The following is a 19,395-nucleotide window of genomic DNA, read 5'->3' on the forward strand; positions in this document are numbered from 1 at the left end:
CCATGGCGTTGCGTGCCACCCACATCGCATGAAACACAAAGATTCGAAAGGCCGCGGAGCAGGCCATTCAAGGGCACCCGCGGAGCTGGCTTTGCCAGGCCGCGAGGTGCGTCCCCCTGGGGGAAGGCGCGTCAGCGCCTCAGGGGGGACCACATCATCGCTGGTGATCGCTCAGCCACTTTTCCAGGTAGTGGATGTTGGTGCCGCCAGCGATGAAATTGGCGTCCACCATCAACTCGCGATGCAGCGGAATATTGCTGCTGATGCCTTCGATCACGGTTTCGGCCAACGCCGTCTGCATGCGGGCGATGGCCTGCTCACGCGTGTCACCGTGCACGATGAGCTTGCCGATCATCGAATCGTAGTTGGGCGGAACGAAGTAATTGTTGTACACGTGCGAATCCACCCGCACCCCCGGGCCGCCCGGCATATGCCAGGTGGTCACCCGGCCCGGCGAAGGCGTGAACTTGAAGGGATCCTCCGCGTTCACCCGGCATTCGATGGCATGACCCCGGATCTGGATCTGCCGCTGCGTGAAAGGCAGCTTTTCGCCAGCGGCCACCATGATCTGCGTGCGCACGATGTCCACGCCGGTGACGCATTCGGTCACCGGGTGCTCCACCTGCACGCGCGTGTTCATCTCGATGAAGTAAAACTCGCCGTTCTCGTACAGAAACTCGAAGGTGCCGGCACCGCGATAGCCGATTTTCTTGCAGGCGGCCACGCAACGTTCACCGATACGCTCGATCAGGCGGCGCGGAATCCCGGGCGCCGGCGCCTCTTCGATCACTTTCTGGTGGCGCCGCTGCATGGAACAATCGCGCTCCCCCAGGTAGACGGCATTGCGGTGCTTGTCCGCCATCACCTGGATCTCAATATGGCGCGGGTTCTGGAGGTATTTCTCCATGTAGACCGCCGGATTGCCGAAAGCCACTCCGGCCTCGGCCTTGGTCATCTGCACAGCGGCGAGCAGCGCCGCCTCGGTGTGCACCACGCGCATGCCGCGCCCGCCACCGCCGCCGGCCGCCTTGATGATGACCGGATAGCCCACCGACTTCGCGATGCGCTTGAGCGCGGCGGCATCGTCCGGCAACTCGCCTTCGGACCCGGGCACGCAGGGCACGCCCGCCTTGATCATGGCTTGCTTGGCCGACACCTTGTCGCCCATGATGCGGATCGACTCGGGCGTGGGGCCAATGAACTGGAAGCCGCTCTTTTCCACCCGCTCGGCGAAATCGGCGTTCTCGCTCAGGAAACCGTAACCGGGGTGAATGGCCTCGGAATCCGTCACCTCGGCGGCCGAGATGATGGCAGGCATGTTCAGGTAACTCTGACCCGATGGCGCCGGGCCTATACACACCGCCTCTTCCGCCAGGCGCACGTACTTGGCATCGCGGTCAGCCTCGGAATACACCATGACGGCCTTGATACCCAGCTCACGGCAGGCGCGCTGCACCCGCAAGGCGATCTCGCCCCGATTGGCGACCAATATCTTTTTGAACATCCGCGTTCCCTGGGGCTTATTCGATCACGAACAGGGGTTGACCGTACTCGACCGCCTGCCCGTTTTCACCCAGGATCTTGGTAATGGTGCCGGATTTATCGGCTTCGATCTCGTTGAGGATCTTCATGGCTTCGATGATGCACACCGTATCGCCTTCCTTGACCTGCGAGCCCACGTCGACAAAAGGCTTGGCGCCCGGGCTGGCTGCACGGTAGAAAGTACCGACCATGGGCGACTTGACCGTGAAGCCGGTCTCGGAAGGCGCAGCCGCCGGAGCAGCCTCCTTGGCCTCGGCCAGCGCAGGCGCGGCAGCCGCTTGCGCTGCAGGCGCAGGAGCCGGCATGGGTGCGTACACCACAGGCTGGGCTACTCCCGTGCCACCCTTGACGATGCGAACCTTGCCTTCGGCCTCGGTGATTTCCAGCTCGGAAACGTTGGACTCCGACACGAGGTCGATCAGGGTTTTGAGTTTGCGCAGATCCATGAAAAGAATGCTTTTATGTGAAACAGGGCGAATTTACATCAAATTACCATCAATTCCGGTAATTTAACAATATTTCGCTCAGTCAGAATTTCGAACGCCAAGCTTGCAGGTCCGCTTCCTGCACTTGCCCAATCTTACGCTCTGCGACTCGCCCGTTCGGCCCGAAGACCACGGTATAGGGCAATCCTCCGGCTGCATTGCCAAGCGACCGGGCCAGTTCCGTGCCTTGCATGCCGGCCATGCCCACGGGAAAATCGAGAGGCAGGCGGGAGAGGAAGCGCTTGACCGGATCGGTCTTGTCGACCGCCAGACCGATCAGTTGCCAGCCTTTGTCCTTATTTTCGCCGTAAAAGCGGTTCAAAAGAGGCAACTCTTCCACGCATGGCGGACACCAGGTCGCCCAGAAGTTGACCAGCAGGGGGCGCCCCTTGAAAGCCTCGAGCAGAAGCGGCGCGCCGCCATCTGGCGGCGGAAAACTGAGTGACCAGAAGTTGTCAGGCTCCTCGGCATGGGGCTCGAAGCGCTGCCAGGCTATACCGGCACCCGCCGCGGCCGCCACCACGCCCACGGCGCCGGCCATCAGCCAGCGGCGGCGGTCGTTGGAAGGCGGCGTGCTCATGGCTGGGGACTCACTCATAGCTCGGGCTCCTGCAGAAGCTTGCGGACCGCCTTGGCATCGCCGCGAAGGGCTCGGGCATCGGGGCCGCGCGGCAGCAGGGCGCCGCGCAAATCGTCGTGGTCGTAGATCATCAGGTGAATACCGATCGTTTCGCCCAGTTCAGGGCAAAGGCTTGAAAAGCTCAGCGCTTCCACCGGTTCGCCGTGAAAGCCGCGCACCGTGCGGGGCTCATAGGCAATGCGATGGTCGATGAGGGCAATTTCAGCCGACTTGGGATCATCGCAGAATAACTGCAGATGAATGTCAGATAGCCGCGTGGCGGTTCCGTTCCATACCGCTCCCGTCAGATACGGCCGGAACTCGGCGAGGCGGTCCATCCAGAGCAACGCCTGCTGCCTGAGGGCTTCCAGCTCCGCAGGTTGGGTGTCACCGTAGAACAGCGCCAGATAGGCGCGCACTTCGCTTTCAAGCAGGTCATTATCCGGCAAAGCGGCGCGCGCGGGCGCGCCCAGGACCTTGACGGCCCGGCGCTTGGCAGCACCGTAGTCCAGGCCTTCTTCCACGACCAGTCGCGCAGCCGTAGCGGCAATTTCGTGCATCAGGGTTTCCATCTACCGGATTCTGCCTTGCCTGTCTCTTAGAGCGTGCTCAAAGTCCCTGCACGGGTCCGTTGTGCCCGTTGCACGGCGCCCGCAAAAAACGCGTCTGCGGCGTTGAAAAGCCTCGCGATACCACGAGGTATCCCTACGTTTTTCGCCTTGCATCCACGATTTTTCGAACACAACAGCCCTCGCGCCGAGACTTTGAACACGCTCTTAGAATCCCTTTCATGCACATTCATATCCTGGGTATTTGCGGCACCTTCATGGGCGGCGTGGCCGCGCTGGCACGCGAAGCCGGACACAAGGTCACCGGCTGCGATGCCGGCGTCTATCCCCCCATGAGCGATCAATTGCGGGCTCTGGGTATCGAGCTGATCGAGGGCTACGGGGCGGATCAGCTGGCACTCAAGCCCGATGTCTTCGTCATCGGCAACGTGGTCAGCCGCGCGCGGCTGGCAGATGGCACACCCAAGTTTCCGCTGATGGAAGCCATCCTGGATGCCGGCGCGCCCTACATCAGCGGGCCGCAGTGGCTGCTCGAGAATGTCCTGCAAGGCCGCCACGTGCTGGCCGTCGCGGGCACGCACGGCAAGACCACCACCACGTCGATGCTGGCATGGATCCTGGAGAGCGCCAGCCTGCATCCAGGCTTCCTGGTGGGAGGCGTTCCGCTCAACTTCGGCATTTCCGCCCGGCTGGGGGGCCCGGCTACAGGCGAACGGCCGCTCTTCGTGATTGAGGCCGACGAATACGACACGGCCTTTTTCGACAAGCGCAGTAAATTCGTGCACTACCGTCCGCGAACAGCCGTATTGAACAACCTCGAGTTCGACCACGCCGACATTTTTGACGATCTTGCCGCCATCGAACGGCAATTTCACCATCTGGTGCGCACCGTGCCCCCTTCCGGCCGGGTCGTCTTCAACGGTCTGGAGGAGAGCCTGACGCGTGTCCTGGGGCAAGGCTGCTGGAGCGAGCAGCGCAGTTTTGGCAGCGCCATCAGCGATTTCACGGCCCAGGGCGAGGCATCCGATTTTGAAGTCCTGCAGCGAGGGCGTCCGGTAGGCCGCGTCAGCTGGAGTCTGTCCGGCGTCCATAACCAGCTCAATGCCCTCGCGGCCATCGCGGCGGCCGAGCATGTGGGCGTGGCCCCGCAGGACGCCGCCCAAGCCCTCGGCAGCTTCCAGAACGTGCGCCGGCGGATGGAGGTGCGCGGCAGCGTGCAGCGCGAAGGGGGTGCCATCACCGTCTACGACGATTTTGCGCACCACCCCACCGCCATCCGTACCACCGTCGATGGACTGCGCCGCCAGCTGGATGCCGCCGGACGGACAAACGAGCGCATCCTGGCCATCTTCGAGCCCCGCAGCAACACCATGAAGCTGGGCACCATGAAAAGCCAGCTCCCCTGGAGCCTGGAGCAGGCCGATCTGGCCTTTTGCCACTCTGGCGGACTGGACTGGAACGCGTCCGAAGCCCTGGCCTCCATGGGCTCTCGTGCAAAAGTGGCCGCTCACATCGATGAGCTGGTGAATCAGGTGATGGCCGCTGCCCAACCGGGTGACCACCTGCTTTGCATGAGCAACGGCGGCTTTGGCGGCGTGCATGAGCGCCTGCTGAAAGCGCTCTCGGCGTCCTGATTTGCAGGTCTATGAGTCGCGCCCTGCTTCACTGGGTCAGAGTGCCGGCATCCTGTCATTTCCGGAGGACAACCGGGCACGGGAATGCGGAGAGTGGAATAGGCAACCGAGGCGAGGTGGCGCCGTGAAAGCCCCCACCCCAGCCCTCCCCCAAGGGGGAGGAAGTCAAGACAGCGAAGCCTGTTGATGCCAGGGCCGAGCGAAGCAATGGCCCGAGCCACGGGTCCCCTCTGCCCGCGCTGAGAAGCGCAGGGCAAGGGGCGGGCAAGGGCACTGCAAGATGCCCTTGCTTCGTGCTCTAGCTTGCTGCAGCTGTTTGAGCGGCGTGAACGCAGTGAACAAAGCGAGTTCTGCAGCACCGCCCCTTGACCGAGCATCGCAGGCTGCCCGGAGCGCAGCGCAGGGACGCGGGCAGTGGGGTCGCCTTTTCTTCGGTTACCTTCTTTTGGCGACGCAAAAGAAGGTGACTGCACCGCCGGGGGCAATCCCGGCCTCCGACTTCAAATCAAACAGCAGAAGGTCATTTGGAAGCAGAAGGCCTTTCTGATCGACCTCCAGTGAAAGCCCTCACCGGATGGCCTGCCCCGCCCACCCCTCTCCCAAAGGGAGAGGGAGCAAGACATCCGCCCTCACGCTAAACACCTCGGGGCAATTCGAAAAGCCCTTGCGGCAGCGACGCGATGTGCTCAAGCACGTCCTCATGCGGCACCACATCCGCATACTTCGCGTGCATGTCTGCCAGATTGACGGCGTGATTGGCCTGGACGCGGTCAAAACATCCATCGGCGATCACGGCGACCCGGAAATTCCGGCTGAACGCGTCAATCACCGTCGCCCGCACGCACCCTGAGGTGGTGGTACCCACCACATAGACCGAGTCGCAACCCAGCAGTTGCAAATAGGAGTGCAGATCGGTACCGAAAAAGCCCGAAGGCTTCCGCTTGTAGACCACCAGGTCTTTCGGTTGCGGCGCGATCTCCGCCACGATTTCATTGCCATCCGGCAGGCCTACCTGGGCCTGCTCGCTCGCCGATTTGTTGGCTTCCTCGATGCGCGCGTTCTTCCAGCCCCAACTGCCCATGTCCCATTTGTCTTCGCGCACCACGCCCGTGGTGTAGATCACCGGGACGCCTTTGGCGCGGCACGCGTCAGCCACCTTGCCAATGACCGGAATCGCATCCCAGGCCACCGCTCCACAGGAGTTGGGCCAGGTCTTGATGGACTCCAGCACGGGCTCCGCCTGCTGGCCGCAAAAACCGTACGACACGTCGATGATGAGAAATGCCGGCCTCTTGCCGAACCCGCCCCTGGCGCCAAACCCCGAAGCCGCGAAGACCTCCTGGTCACGAGGTGTGAGAAAAGAGGACCAGATCTGATTTTCATTCATGATGTACATCCTTAAGCAATGGGAAGCTCAATGCCGGATCAATACCAGACGCAGCTGGTGTCGACGCCTGCACCGGAGGGCAGATCGAATTGATGGGCGGGGTAGCTGGCGAGATGATCCAGCACGGTTCGCGACGGCAGCACGTTCGCGTACTTGGCATTCATGTCGCAGAGGTTGATCGCATGGCTTGCCTGCGATCTGTCGAAACACCCATCCTCCACCACGGTGGTTCTGAAATTCAGCGAAAACGCATCGAGCACCGTGGCGCGCACACAGCCGGAGGTGGTGGTGCCGGTGACGATGACCGAGTCGCACCCCAACAGTTGCAGGTAACTCTCGAGCGGTGTGCCATAGAAGCCCGAGGGCTTTTCCTTGCGCACCACGAGATCGCGCGGCCCGGGTTCGATCTCCTTGACAATCACATTGCCATCCAGGCCATGGGCAGTAGTGGGCGCTTCCTTCCGGCGGCCATTTTTCCAGGACCATGATCCGGAGGTCCAGCCGTCGGAGCGGCTGGTTCCCGTGGTGTAGATCACTGGAATGCCCTTGTCCCGGCATGTGCCGATGAGCTTTCCGATGACAGGAATCGCCTCCCATGCATCCTGCCCGCAGGCAGTCCGCCACTTCTTGATCGCCTCCATGATGGGCATGGCGCTTTCCCCCGCAAAGGCGTAGCTCACGTCGATCACCAGCAGCGCGGGCCGCTTGCCCCAGGAGGCGAGCGCGCCATAGCCTGAAGCCTTGAAAACGGCCTTGTCTTGTTCCGTCAGGAATTTGTCCCAGATACGTTCAGTCATGCTTGATTTCCTTGTGTGGAGGGTGAGTGGAAGCGAAAGCAGGCGCACGCCACAGGGCGCACGCGAATGCCATGGCGGCGATGCCGACGATGGCGGCGTTCACAAGCAATGCGCCGCCATGGCTGGCATGGAAAAACTGCATCACGGCCCCCAGCAGGACGGGGCCGCACACAAAACCCAGATCGCCGCCAAAACGGAGCACGCCCATCGTGGGACCGAACTGCGCATTGGGCGCGTGCTGCGCCGCAAAGGCCGCGATGGCCGGTGCCACGAAGCTGCCGGCAATTCCGAAAAGCACGGTCCCCAGCGAAAACATGGTCACATCCACCGCTACCGCCACCAGCACGAGCGCCAGCACGGTGAGCAAGGATGACGCCATGATGATCACGCCATTGCCAAACCGGTCCCCCAGTGTTCCGGCCCACGGCAACGCCACCAGATTGAGCAGGGAAGACAGTGCCAGCAGCGTGCCGAGCTGACCGGCCCCCAGGCCCAGTCGCTCGATACCCAGCAAGGGCAGCGCCGTCCACTGCCCTCCCGAGCGGGAGAAGAAAACGCTGAAATTGACCAGTAACAGCATCAGCAGCGGCATGGCTTTCACGACCGCCAGCAACGCCCCCATGCCGTGGCCTGAGCCAGGCTCGGCATGGGCAGCCGATTCCGAAGACAGTTGGCGCGTTTCCGGCATGCACAGGAGCACAAAGGCTGCCGTGCCGAAGGCCATCAACGCGGAAATCCAGAACGTGGCATGAACTCCGCCCAGATCAGCGCTCCACCCGCCGATGGCCGGCCCCAATCCCGCGCCGGTCAGCACTGCGGCCTGATAGAGCGCCATGACACGTCCGCGTGTGGCGGGCGTGGAGAGATCGGCGCAGACAATCGCCGCAACCGTCATGTAGATGCCGGACCCAATGCCCTGCATGAAGCGCAGCGCCACCAGCCATTGATAATCCTGCGTCAGCGCGGCCCCCAGCGATGCGGCCCCCGCGATAAGCGGGCCAAGCCACAGCCAGCGGCGCCGGCCATGCTTTTCCGCCAGCAAGCCGGCTGGAATGTCGGCCAGCAAACGCCCTACCCCGAAGACCGTCATCACCATGCCGATCGCGATGGCTGTCACGCCGAACGAGCCTGCGTACACCGACAGCATGGGCACCAGCGCGCCGTTCATGATCATGTGGCCCGCCACGCTGAACATGATGACAATGAGCGCGGGCTGCGCACGCAGGATCTGACGGTAGCTGCTCGCGCTGCGGGTTCGAATGGCAATGCTTTGGGACATGCGGACGGCAAGACTCTCCCCCGGCAGGCCAGGCGTAAGCCCGCTCTGCCGCGGCAATGGGTCGAAGGAACGAAGAAAAACAAGGCGCGCGCCGAGCGCGCCTCACGAAGCGTTCAGCTCACCACGTGCTCAGCTCACGAAGCGCTGGTCGATCACATCGGCGTAGGCGACATCGGTCTTGAGCAGGTTGGCGGTGCGCACCACCCTGGAACAGGTGCTCCAGGCGCCGGGGGCTATCTTCCCGTCCTTGCTCCACATGCTGTCCGCGAAGGAGCGGTCTATCGTGGCCTTCATGTCGTCGAGCGACATGGTGGGGAACTCCTTCTTCGCGACATTGGCTGCCATGGCGGGATCCGCATAAGTGGCTTTCAGGCCTTTGACCATCGCGCGTGAAAACGCGGCCACCACTTGAGGATCGGTATCGATTGATTCCTTGCGCACGTTGATGGTCGAATACGCATAGTCGCCCAGTTCCTTGGGCACATTGAAAAAGGGCTCGTCCCAGATACCCTCGCGCACGCCGCGCGTCAGCAACGGCTCCGTCGTCACGGCGACGTCGGCATTGCCTGTCTTGACCGCTGATAATGCCGCAGCCCCGCTGATCTCCTGCAACTGTACGTCGGTCGGTGCCAGCCCCCACTCTTTCAGCAAGTACCTGGTGATCGAATTGGGCGTGCCGCCATAGGGCTGGGTCGCGATGCGTTTGCCTTTCATGAAGGCGGCGAGATTCTTGTCTTTCGGACCCATGCCTTTGCGGGCCACCAGATAGACATTGCCCCGGTTGACCACATTGACGATGGCCCGCAACTCCGCGCCCTTGGCCTTGGCGAAGGCGTTGTGTTCAGGGCCGCCGAGGAACGCGAAAGCCTGCTTGGTCAGCACGGCGTTGGTGTGCCCCGCCCCGCCTTCCACCGTCAGGATTTTCAGCTTGATCTTCTCTTCGGTGAAGAAGCCTTGGTCCACGGCCACGTAGAGCGGCAGATAGCCCGTGGAGTGCAAGGGCTCGGCGACGACCAGCTCGGTCAGCCCTGATTGCGCCTGTGCCATGCGCGGCAAGGCCACGCTCAGGCCCACAAGGCCTCCCAAGGTGGTCTGCGTGAAGCGGCGGCGGTTGATGGGGTTCATGAAAGGCTCCTTGAGTGACGATGGAAACAGTGATGAAAGCGAAATCACGTGGCGGCTTTGAACAGATCGGGAACACGCTCCTAGGGACTTTGAACACGCTCTTAGCGCTTGACGTGTTTCAGAAGCACCTTCTCGAGCCAGGAAACGGCGAGGTACATGGCGATCGAAAGACAGGAGAGAACCAGCACGGATACCCAGACCAGCGAGATTTCATAGGTCTGGCCGGCGTAGAGAATCGTGCGGCCCAGCCCGTGCTGTGAGGAGATGAACTCCCCCACGATCGCGCCGGTCAGCGCCAGGCCGATATTCACCCTGAGCACGGAGATGCCCCAGGGCAGCACCGAAGGCACGACCACCTTGCGGAAAACCTGCCAGCGCGAGGCGCCCATGGAATACATCAGCCGCGGCAGGTCTGCGTCGATCGACTTCACGCCGGAATACGTGGTGAGCGTGGAAACCACCACGGTCAGCGCCACGGCGATGGCAACCTTCGAAGACACCCCGACCCCGAACATCAGGATGATCAGCGGCGCCAGTGCCAGCTTCGGGATGGACTCAAAGCAGATGATGTAGGGCTGCGCGAAGTTGGCGTAGTTGCGTGACCACCAGAACGACAAGCCGATCAGGCTGCCGAGACTGGTGCCCAGCACGAAGCCAAAAATGGCGGCGCGGAAAGTGAACCCGATGTCTGTCCAGGCATTACCCTCGCTGAAGAAGATCTTGAGGGTCGCCCAGATCTCGCTCGGCCGGGACCAGAAGAATGGATCGATCCACTTCTGATCGGCAGCCAGCTCCCAGAACGCCACGGCGGCGATCATCGTGATCAGTTGCAGAACCACGAAGAGCCAGTTCGGCCACAGCCGTTCGGCGGGAAGCCTGCGCAACTGAATAGGTGCCATCCGAGGCTTGGCGGGCGCGCTCTTCAAGCCGGTATCCCCCGTACCGGAAGCTGAGCGTGAACGATTCACCGAATCCTCAGCGGCCATCAGGCTATGGGGTTTGTTCAGAGATTGAGAAGTCATGGCGGCGGTCATGGCGAAGCTCCTGCTCAATGCGCGGACGCGGTCTCGTGCTCGGTGGATTCGAAGTGCCCCAGCAAGCTCAGGCATTCGGCTTTCATCTCCCGGAACTCGCGGCTCATCGCCACCGAGCGCGGCCTCGGCCTTTCGAGCGGGACATTGATGTGCGAAATCACACGCCCCGGCCGCGCGGCCATGACGTAAATTTCATCGGACAGATAGACGGCCTCTTCCACGTCGTGGGTGACGAAGATGACCGTCTTCTGGAAGTCATGCCAGATCTGAAGCAGCCACTCCTGCATGTTCGAGCGCGTCTGCGCGTCCAGTGCACCGAATGGCTCGTCCAGCAGGATCACATCGCTGTCGAACAGAAGTGTCCGCAGCAAGGCCGCTCGTTGGCGCATCCCTCCTGAAAGCGACTGCGGATACGCGTCGGCGAAACCGCCCAGCCCATATTTCTCGAGAAAAGGCAGCGCATAATCCCGCGCTTGCCGGGTCCCCACGCCGCGCACTTCCATGCCCAGCACGATGTTCTCGATGACCGTCCGCCACGGAAACAGCAAGTCCTTCTGCAGCATGTAGCCCACCGCCCCCACCATGCCCGTCGACTGGCGGCCATTGATGATGACTTCGCCATGCGTGGGCTGCTGCAGCCCGGCCACGATATTGAATATGGTGCTCTTGCCGCAACCGGAAGGCCCGATCAGACTGACGAACTTACCCGCCTCGATCCGGAGCGTGACTTCTTCCAGCGCCGTGAAGACATCCGTTCCGCCGCGCGAAAATTGCTGCGAAACCCCGCTGAGTTCAACCTTGGTCCTGGCCACGCCACCTCCGAGAAAAGCATTCGTCTGACTGTTGCCGGCTTTTTTGCTGCACTGCAACAACGAAACTTCATCTTAGGGAAGAGGCCTCGTTTCCGAAACGCTCGAAAACGTATAGACCGAATTGATCAGATCAATGGAGGGGTACATACCTCCGCAAACAGATCGGCGATCTGGTTGCGCAGCCACCGGTGGCCCGGATCGTGATGGTTGCGCTCATGCCAGAAGGCGTGCACGTGAAGGCGGTCCGTCTCGAATGGCAGCGGCAGGGTCCGGAAGGCTTCGCGGTTGTGCAACCTGCTGAACCAGCGGCCCGGTACCGCAGCAATCAGGTCCGTCCGCGCGAGCACATCGGCCACCGGCGCCGTACTGGAGACCTTCATCACAATGGCTCTCTCCGACGCCTTCTTGAGCAGCGCGCGCCGTACGAGCAGCTCGCTCTGGAATGTCTCGGAAAACACCAGTTGAGGCGTACGCAGGAAACGCTCCAGCGTCAGCTTCCCGTCGAGGGGGTGCCCGCGGCGCATCAGGCAGACCAGCGAATCCTCATAGAGATGACGCTGCACGAACTGGCCCGGCGGCAGGCGCCCCACGCCCAGATCGACCGTGTTGTCCTCCAGCGCATCGCGGTATTGCTCGCGCGCCAGCGCCAACGACATGATCTTCACCTGGGGCGCCAGCTGTTGCAGCCGCCCGATCAGGTCCGGAAGAAGCTGCAGCTCACCGAAGTTGTTTTGAAGCAGCCGGAACGTGCGCGTGGAAGTGGCGGGCTCAAACGACGTGCGCTGTTCGAAAGTCTGCCGGATGGTGTGCAGCGCGGCCGACACCGGCTCGAACAATTCGATCGCGAACGAGGTGGGCTCCATCCCCGTTGACGTACGCACGAACAGTGGATCCTGGCAATGCAGGCGCAGACGGTTGAGCGCGTTGCTGGTCGCCGATTGAGTCAAACCCAGGCGCGCCCCGGCACCGGTAATGCTCTTCTCGCTCATGATCGTGACGAAGATCTTGAGCAGATTCAGATCGACGCTCGGAAGGTTGACTTGATCGACATTCATATGGACCGGTGCATCCATCAGATGGATCTGGAATTGCACCAACGCCGGGCAGACCACCGCCCAGCCCTATGAATGACAGCAACATTCGCGCCAGAAACCTTCCCTATTTCGGTGCAGATCTAGAGGAGATGCCGCGGGGTGTGCGCACCCTACCGTGTCAGGGGTTCAATATGAAACGGTCATGCCTGCCAGATCGATGCGCACCACAGGCTTGCCCAGCGCAGCGCTGGCGGCCTGCGCGAAGCGCGGCCCCCATTCGGCATCCGAGAGCAGCTTGGCACCCGCATCACGCGCCACCACGAGGACCATGTCGGCCAGCAGGAGTTTGCCGGTGGGGCGCAAGGGCTCGGACCCCAGCCGAAGAAACTGGGCATCCAGCCATTCGCGGCCTTCGGAGCCCGTCATGGCCAAAGATTCATTCAGCTCGAAGCACCATTCAGTGCGCTCATCCTGGAAGACGCGAACTTCGCTTTGCATGACGGATCTCCGTGAGGCTGGGAAAATTTCGTGAGCACCGCTAGTGTCCTGAGTTGTAAGTTCGTTGATAAATAAATCTGCCGAAATCGACATCAGGCAAGCGGTGCGCCGATGCGACGCAAAACGCAGCGATACCGAGTGGTATCGCGAGGCTTTGCAACGCCGCATGATGTTGATTCTCGGCAGATTTATTCAACGAATTTGCAATTCAGGACACTAGATTCTGAGCACCATTCTCGTCATTCCCGCCTGCACGGGAATGACGGGGAGGATTTTTGCGATGCCCTCTTCAGCCTAGTTTACGCCGCGCGCGCACCGCTTCGGCCAACACGTCCAGCACGGTTTCCGTGCCGTCCCAGCCGATGCAGGCATCGGTGATGCTCTTGCCGTATTCCAGCGCGTTCACGTCGTCCTTGCCTGGCGTGAATTTCTGGGCGCCGGCATGAATATGGCTTTCCACCATGGCGCCGAAAATCCGCTGCGAGCCGCCGCTGATCTGTGCGGCCACGTCGCGGGCTACATCGATCTGGCGTTCATGTTGCTTGCTGCTGTTGGCATGGCTGAAATCCACCATCAGCCGCGGCGTCAGCTTGGACGCCTCCAACTCCTTGCAAGCCGCTTCCACGCTGACGGCATCGTAGTTCGGCGCCTTGCCGCCGCGCAGGATGACGTGGCAATCCTTGTTGCCATCGGTATGGACGATGGCCACCTGCCCGTTCTTGTGCACCGAGAGAAAATGGTGCCCGCGCGCGGCCGCCTGAATGGCATCGGTGGCAATCTTGATGTTGCCATCGGTTCCGTTCTTGAAGCCGATCGGCGCCGACAGGCCCGAAGCCAGCTCGCGGTGCACCTGGCTCTCGGTCGTGCGCGCGCCGATGGCGCCCCAGCTGATCAGATCACCAATGTACTGCGGCGAGATCACATCCAGGAACTCGCTGCCGGCGGGTACGCCCAGGCGGTTGATATCGATCAGCAGTTGGCGGGCGATGCGCAGGCCTTCGTCGATGCGGTAGCTTTCATCGAGGTACGGATCGTTGATCAGCCCTTTCCAGCCGACCGTCGTGCGAGGCTTCTCGAAATAGACCCGCATCACCACCTGCAGCGCATCGGCGTAGCGGTCGCGCAGCGGTTTGAGACGGCGCGCGTAATCCAGCGCGGCCTGCGGGTCGTGAATGGAGCAGGGGCCAATCACGACCAGCAAACGGTCGTCCTTGCCGTGCACGATGCGCCGAATGCTCTTGCGGGTCTCCGCAATCAGCTTTTCGGTGGGGGTGCCGTTGATGGGGAAAAAGCGGATCAAATGCTCGGGAGGCGGCAACACGGTGATGTCCTTGATGCGTTCGTCGTCGGTCTGGCTGGTGCGTTCCTGCGACGATGGCCACATGGGGGATGAGCTGACGGCTTTGGCATTCATGGCTGCGGTTTCCTTGAGGTGTACTTTGAAGTCGAAAGTGAAAGGCCATAAAAAAACCGCCGGGCTCGAAGCTTCGGCGGTCTTTGTCGGGAGGGTGCGCGCGGGCTACACGTTTGCCTCTCGTCCGCCGGGGACAGAGAACCAAAAGTAAAACCAGAACGCAGCACGCAGTTTCATAACGTTTCGCACTTTAGCACAGCCAGGAAAACAAGGTGGTGAGAGCCGCCGCCGGCGGTACCCTGGCGTTGCGCCGCCGCATCATTCACACCACCCCTAATTGAATCAAACATTAAGAGATATTTAGAATTAAAAAGTTACATGAACGGATAACCATCGAGTTCACCGGTTCATGGGCAGACCAAGGGAGATAACATGAGCAAGAAAACCATGGGGGCAGCAGCGGCCACGCTGCTGCTGGCGGCTACCGCCTATGCTGCGCCGTTCCAGAACGGTAGTTTCGAGCAGCCGGGCATTTCAGGCGGAGGTGATATCAACACGCTCCCGGCGGGAAACACTTACCTCCCCGGCTGGACCGTGACAGGCGTCAACGTTGATTACCTCAGCACCTATTGGCAGGCGGCCGATGGCACTCATTCACTGGATTTGAGCGGAACGGGTGCTGGCGGTGTCCAACAAACCTTTGATACCGTGGCCGGGCACCGCTACCGTGTTCGCTTCGCGTTGGCCGGCAATCCTGACGGCACTTCAAACCCGGTCAAGACGGTGGTGGTGCAAGCCACTGGCGGCACTGCGCAGACCTACACCTTCGATACCACCGGCCACTCAGGCAGCAATATGGGGTGGGTCACTGAAACCTATACGTTTGTCGCCACGGGCGCCTCGGCCACGCTGAGCTTCGTGAGCCAGGACAACTCTTTCTATGGTCCTGCCCTTGACAACGTGGCGGTGGCCGACGTCACGCCTACCGCTGTTCCGACCTTGTCTGAATGGGCATTGATCGGCCTGGCGGGCTTGCTCGGCCTGTTCGCTCTGCGGGGGCGCAAACTTATCTCGTCCTTGAGACCTTAGAACGTGTTTACGATCTCCTCGCGGGTCCGTTGCGTCCGAAAAACCGCGTCTGCCGCGTTGCAAATCCTCGCGATACCACGAGGTATCCCTGCGGTTTGCGCCTTGCATCCACGGCTTTTCGAACACAACAGCCCTCGCGACGAGATCGTAAACACGTTCTGAGCGCCGCCGCGGGGCTTAAAAACTCAAGCGGTGCCGCCCACGGTCAGCCCGTCGATCCGCAGGGTGGGCTGACCCACGCCCACCGGCACACTCTGGCCTTCCTTGCCGCAGGTGCCCACACCGGAATCGAGCCGCATGTCGTTGCCGATCATGCTGATTTTCTTGAGCGATTCCGGGCCGCTGCCGATGATGGTGGCGCCTTTCACGGGGTATTGGATCTTGCCGTTCTCCACCCAGTAAGCCTCGCTGGCCGAGAAGACGAACTTGCCGCTGGTGATGTCGACCTGGCCTCCACCGAAATTAGTGGCATAGAGGCCCTTCTTGATGCTGGCCACGATTTCGCGCGGATCCTTATCGCCGCCAAGCATGTAGGTATTGGTCATGCGCGGCATGGGAATATGGGCGTAGCTCTCGCGCCGGCCATTGCCCGTGGGCTTGGATTTCATCAGACGGGCATTGAGCGAATCGTGGATGTAGGCTTTAAGAATGCCGTCTTCGATCAGCACGTTGCGCTGAGTAGCATGACCTTCATCGTCCACGTTCAGGCTGCCGCGGCGGTCCGGAATGGTGCCGTCGTCGAGCACGGTCACACCCTTGGCCGCGACACGCTGGCCAATCCGGCCGCTGAAAGCACTCGAGCCCTTGCGGTTGAAGTCACCCTCCAGGCCGTGGCCCACCGCCTCGTGCAGCAGGACGCCCGGCCAGCCGGGGCCCAACACCACAGACATCTGGCCGGCAGGCGCGGGACGGGCTTCGAGATTGATCAGGGCAGCGCCCACGGCCTCGTCGACATAGGTGCGGATCTGCTCGTCGTCAAAATAAGCCATGCCGAAGCGTCCGCCGCCGCCGGAAGAGCCGATTTCTCTGCGGCCATTCTGTTCCGCGATCACCGTGAGTGACAAACGCACCAGGGGCCGGACGTCCGCCGCGATGGTGCCATCGAGGCGGGCCACCAGCACGACATCGTATTCACCCGCCAGGCCCGCCATGACCTGCACCACGCGGGGATCCTTGGCGCGTGCCCACTGCTCGACCTTCTCAAGCAGGGCCACCTTGGCGGTACTGTCGAGCGTGGCGATGGGATCCAGATCGCGGTAGAGCGAACGGCTCCGCGCGAGTTTGCGGGCCGGCAATTTCACGCGCCGGCCTTGCGCGGCCGAGGCAATGGTGCGCACGGTCGTCGCGGCGTCGGTCAGAGAGGCCAGCGAGATGTCGTCTGAGTAGGCGAAAGCCGTCTTCTCACCCACCACGGCACGGACACCGACCCCTTGGTCGATGCTGAAGCTGCCGGTCTTGACGATCCCCTCTTCCAGGCTCCAGCCTTCGGAACGGGTGTATTGGAAGTAGAGGTCGGCATCATCTACCTTCTGCTCGGCGATGAGCGCCAACGTTTTTCCAAGCTGGCCCTCATCCAGGCCAAAGGGCTCCAGCAACAAGTCTCGTGCTGTAGCCAAACGTTCAATAGTGATGTCGCGTGAAATCATGCATCTATTTTAGGCCTCCTGGGTTCGCCTCACTAGGCGAATGCCCATCGCGGCGGCCAGCAGCTTGCGCCACTGCTGCGGCTGATAGATCAAGTGGAAGGTACTGCAGCGCCGAGCGGATGGGCTTTTGGGCGCGTTTGAGGTGATTTAGGAGGGCTTTAGGGGAGCTTTAGGGGAGCTTTAGCGGCGTTTGCCGACTAAAGCCTCGTGATTGCTGAGTTCTTTTACCCGTCGTTCTTGAGGCAGCGGCGTTGGTGATGGAGACGCTGTCTGGATACCGGCGTTCGCTGGTATGGGGAGTTTTGAGTTTTGGTGAATCCCCAAAGACAAAACCCCCAGTCACTTGAATGACTGGGGGTTTTGAGGGCTGTAGAAGCCTGACGATGTCCTACTTTCACACGGGAATCCGCACTATCATCGGCGCTAAGGCGTTTCACTGTCCTGTTCGGGATGGGAAGGAGTGGTACCACCTTGCTATGGTCATCAGGCATAACTTGTTGTCGGCGAGTTTTTTGAACTTGCTGACGAATTCATAGAGGTTGAATCAGTGTGAATTTGATTGCGTCTTGGCATAACTGCTTTGATGGTAATTACATCAAAGTTATAGGGTCAAGCCGCACGAGCAATTAGTACTGGTTAGCTTAACGCATTACTGCGCTTCCACACCCAGCCTATCAACGTCCTGGTCTAGAACGACTCTTCAGGGGGCTCAAGGCCCCGGCAGATCTTATCTTGAAACGAGTTTCCCGCTTAGATGCTTTCAGCGGTTATCTCTTCCATACTTAGCTACCCTGCGATGCCACGGGCGTGACAACAGGTACACCAGAGGTATGTCCACTCCGGTCCTCTCGTACTAGGAGCAGGCTTTCTCAAATCTGCAGCGCCCACGGAAGATAGGGACCAAACTGTCTCACGACGTTTTAAACCCAGCTCACGTACCTCTTTAAATGGCGAACAGCCATACCCTTGGGACCGGCTACAGCCCCAGGATGAGATGAGCCGACATCGAGGTGCCAAACACCGCCGTCGATATGAACTCTTGGGCGGTATCAGCCTGTTATCCCCAGAGTACCTTTTATCCGTTGAGCGATGGCCCTTCCATACAGAACCACCGGATCACTATGTCCTGCTTTCGCATCTGCTCGACTTGTCAGTCTCGCAGTTAAGCACGCTTATGCCATTGCACTATCGTCACGATGTCCGACCGTAACTAGCGTACCTTCGAACTCCTCCGTTACGCTTTGGGAGGAGACCGCCCCAGTCAAACTGCCTACCATGCACTGTCCCCGATCCCGATAAGGGACCTAGGTTAGAACCTCAAACACACCAGGGTGGTATTTCAACGTTGGCTCCATATGATCTAGCGACCATACTTCAAAGCCTCCCACCTATCCTACACAGATCTGTTCAAAGTCCAATACAAAGCTACAGTAAAGGTTCATGGGGTCTTTCCGTCTTTCCGCGGGGAGATTGCATCATCACAAACATTTCAACTTCGCTGAGTCTCAGGAGGAGACAGTGTGGCCATCGTTACGCCATTCGTGCAGGTCGGAACTTACCCGACAAGGAATTTCGCTACCTTAGGACCGTTATAGTTACGGCCGCCGTTTACTGGGACTTCGATCAAGAGCTTGCACCCCATCAATTAATCTTCCAGCACCGGGCAGGCGTCACACCCTATACGTCCACTTTCGTGTTTGCAGAGTGCTGTGTTTTTAATAAACAGTCGCAGCCACCTATTTTTTGCAACCCGTTCATGCTCAGTTGTTCACCTCACACTAAAAGGGCACACCTTCTTCCGAAGTTACGGTGTCAATTTGCCGAGTTCCTTCTCCTGAGTTCTCTCAAGCGCCTTAGAATACTCATCTCGCGCACCAGTGTCGGTTTGCGGTACGGTCGTGTATAGCTGAAGCTTAGTGGCTTTTCCTGGAACCCCGTTCAGTCACTTCATGGGCAAGCCCACTCGATCGGCAGCCTCGGTATATGACAGGCGGATTTGCCTACCTGTCGCCTACTTCTGCCTAAACCAGAATCCAATAACTGGATGACCTATTAGAATCCGTCCCCACATCGCACTATACATCGGTACAGGAATATTGACCTGTTTCCCATCAGCTACGCATCTCTGCCTCGCCTTAGGGGCCGACTCACTCTACGCCGATGAACGTTGCGTAGAAAACCTTGCGCTTACGGCGAGCGGGCTTTTCACCCGCTTTAACGCTACTCATGTCAGCATTCGCACTTCTGATACCTCCAGCAGCCTTTACAAGCCACCTTCACAGGCTTACAGAACGCTCTCCTACCACGCACAGTAAACTGTGCATCCGCAGCTTCGGTAACTGGCTTAGCCCCGTTACATCTTCCGCGCAAGACGACTCGATCAGTGAGCTATTACGCTTTCTTTAAATGGTGGCTGCTTCTAAGCCAACATCCTGACTGTTTTAGCCTTCTCACTTCGTTTCCCACTTAGCCAATTTTAGGGACCTTAGCT

General features: G+C 60.4%; 16 protein-coding genes and 2 rRNA genes (1 of these 18 only partly in view). 2 read left to right on the plus strand and 16 right to left on the minus strand.

Features of this window, described 5'->3' with window-relative positions:
- Positions 1-154 precede the first annotated feature (154 nt).
- The 4 genes from accC to WJU18_RS25640 form a co-directional block, all read right to left on the minus strand.
- Positions 155-1,504 (minus strand): acetyl-CoA carboxylase biotin carboxylase subunit, encoded by a 1,350-nt coding sequence (gene accC, locus WJU18_RS25625; RefSeq protein ID WP_423456669.1) that lies wholly within the window; start codon positions 1,502-1,504, stop codon positions 155-157.
- A 16-nt stretch (positions 1,505-1,520) separates the two neighbouring features.
- Positions 1,521-1,988 (minus strand): acetyl-CoA carboxylase biotin carboxyl carrier protein, encoded by a 468-nt coding sequence (accB, locus tag WJU18_RS25630; RefSeq protein WP_423456671.1) that lies wholly within the window; start codon positions 1,986-1,988, stop codon positions 1,521-1,523.
- Between the two features lie 82 nt (positions 1,989-2,070).
- Complete coding sequence (locus tag WJU18_RS25635; RefSeq protein ID WP_423456673.1) at positions 2,071-2,625, minus strand: TlpA family protein disulfide reductase; 555 nt, start codon at positions 2,623-2,625, stop codon at positions 2,071-2,073.
- On the minus strand, positions 2,622-3,206 hold the full coding sequence (locus WJU18_RS25640) for a hypothetical protein (RefSeq protein ID WP_423456675.1): 585 nt from the start codon (positions 3,204-3,206) through the stop codon (positions 2,622-2,624). The genes WJU18_RS25635 and WJU18_RS25640 overlap by 4 nt, the downstream gene beginning before the upstream one ends.
- A gap of 230 nt (positions 3,207-3,436) precedes the next feature.
- On the opposite strand from WJU18_RS25640, the gene mpl reads away from it, so the two are divergent.
- On the plus strand, positions 3,437-4,849 hold the full coding sequence (gene mpl / locus WJU18_RS25645) for a UDP-N-acetylmuramate:L-alanyl-gamma-D-glutamyl-meso-diaminopimelate ligase (protein WP_423456676.1): 1,413 nt from the start codon (positions 3,437-3,439) through the stop codon (positions 4,847-4,849).
- A gap of 634 nt (positions 4,850-5,483) precedes the next feature.
- Here the strand turns inward: mpl and WJU18_RS25650 are convergent.
- The 9 genes from WJU18_RS25650 to WJU18_RS25690 all read right to left on the minus strand — a co-directional run bounded on the left by WJU18_RS25650 (position 5,484) and on the right by WJU18_RS25690 (position 14,229).
- Entirely contained in the window at positions 5,484-6,236 is a 753-nt protein-coding gene (locus tag WJU18_RS25650; protein WP_423456678.1) for an isochorismatase family protein, read from the minus strand.
- 38 nt (positions 6,237-6,274) lie between these two features.
- Positions 6,275-7,033 carry a cysteine hydrolase family protein gene (locus WJU18_RS25655; RefSeq protein WP_423456680.1) on the minus strand — a complete coding sequence of 253 codons (759 nt, stop codon included), beginning with the start codon at positions 7,031-7,033 and terminating at the stop codon, positions 6,275-6,277.
- Entirely contained in the window at positions 7,026-8,312 is a 1,287-nt protein-coding gene (locus WJU18_RS25660) for an MFS transporter (protein WP_423456682.1), read from the minus strand. Before WJU18_RS25660 ends, WJU18_RS25655 begins: the two co-directional genes overlap by 8 nt.
- A 129-nt stretch (positions 8,313-8,441) precedes the next feature.
- Complete coding sequence (locus WJU18_RS25665) at positions 8,442-9,437, minus strand: ABC transporter substrate-binding protein (RefSeq protein WP_423456684.1); 996 nt, start codon at positions 9,435-9,437, stop codon at positions 8,442-8,444.
- A 101-nt stretch (positions 9,438-9,538) separates the two neighbouring features.
- Positions 9,539-10,471 carry an ABC transporter permease gene (locus tag WJU18_RS25670; RefSeq protein WP_423456685.1) on the minus strand — a complete coding sequence of 311 codons (933 nt, stop codon included), beginning with the start codon at positions 10,469-10,471 and terminating at the stop codon, positions 9,539-9,541.
- 14 nt (positions 10,472-10,485) lie between these two features.
- On the minus strand, positions 10,486-11,283 hold the full coding sequence (locus tag WJU18_RS25675; RefSeq protein ID WP_423456686.1) for an ABC transporter ATP-binding protein: 798 nt from the start codon (positions 11,281-11,283) through the stop codon (positions 10,486-10,488).
- Between the two features lie 125 nt (positions 11,284-11,408).
- Positions 11,409-12,338, minus strand: a complete 930-nt coding sequence (locus WJU18_RS25680) for a LysR family transcriptional regulator (protein WP_423456688.1) — start codon at positions 12,336-12,338, stop codon at positions 11,409-11,411.
- Between the two features lie 165 nt (positions 12,339-12,503).
- Positions 12,504-12,815, minus strand: coding sequence for a hypothetical protein (locus tag WJU18_RS25685; RefSeq protein WP_423456689.1), 312 nt, complete (start codon positions 12,813-12,815; stop codon positions 12,504-12,506).
- A gap of 289 nt (positions 12,816-13,104) precedes the next feature.
- Complete coding sequence (locus WJU18_RS25690; RefSeq protein WP_423456691.1) at positions 13,105-14,229, minus strand: 3-deoxy-7-phosphoheptulonate synthase; 1,125 nt, start codon at positions 14,227-14,229, stop codon at positions 13,105-13,107.
- 372 nt (positions 14,230-14,601) lie between these two features.
- Between WJU18_RS25690 and WJU18_RS25695 the strand changes: the two genes are divergently transcribed.
- The gene (locus WJU18_RS25695; RefSeq protein ID WP_423456693.1) at positions 14,602-15,258 is read left to right on the plus strand and encodes a choice-of-anchor C family protein; all 657 of its coding nucleotides are present in this window, start codon (positions 14,602-14,604) and stop codon (positions 15,256-15,258) included.
- Positions 15,259-15,443: 185 nt separating this feature from the next.
- On the opposite strand, the gene tldD is transcribed toward WJU18_RS25695, so the two are convergent.
- The 3 genes from tldD to WJU18_RS25710 form a co-directional block, all read right to left on the minus strand.
- The gene (gene tldD / locus WJU18_RS25700) at positions 15,444-16,904 is read right to left on the minus strand and encodes a metalloprotease TldD (protein ID WP_423456695.1); all 1,461 of its coding nucleotides are present in this window, start codon (positions 16,902-16,904) and stop codon (positions 15,444-15,446) included.
- A 375-nt stretch (positions 16,905-17,279) separates the two neighbouring features.
- Positions 17,280-17,392: ribosomal RNA gene (gene rrf / locus WJU18_RS25705) — 5S ribosomal RNA — on the minus strand.
- Between the two features lie 117 nt (positions 17,393-17,509).
- Positions 17,510-19,395 (minus strand): 23S ribosomal RNA (locus WJU18_RS25710); it runs 985 nt beyond the window's last position.

Source organism: Ottowia sp. VDI28 (genome assembly GCF_049532675.1).
Lineage (GTDB): Bacteria > Pseudomonadota > Gammaproteobacteria > Burkholderiales > Burkholderiaceae_C > Ottowia.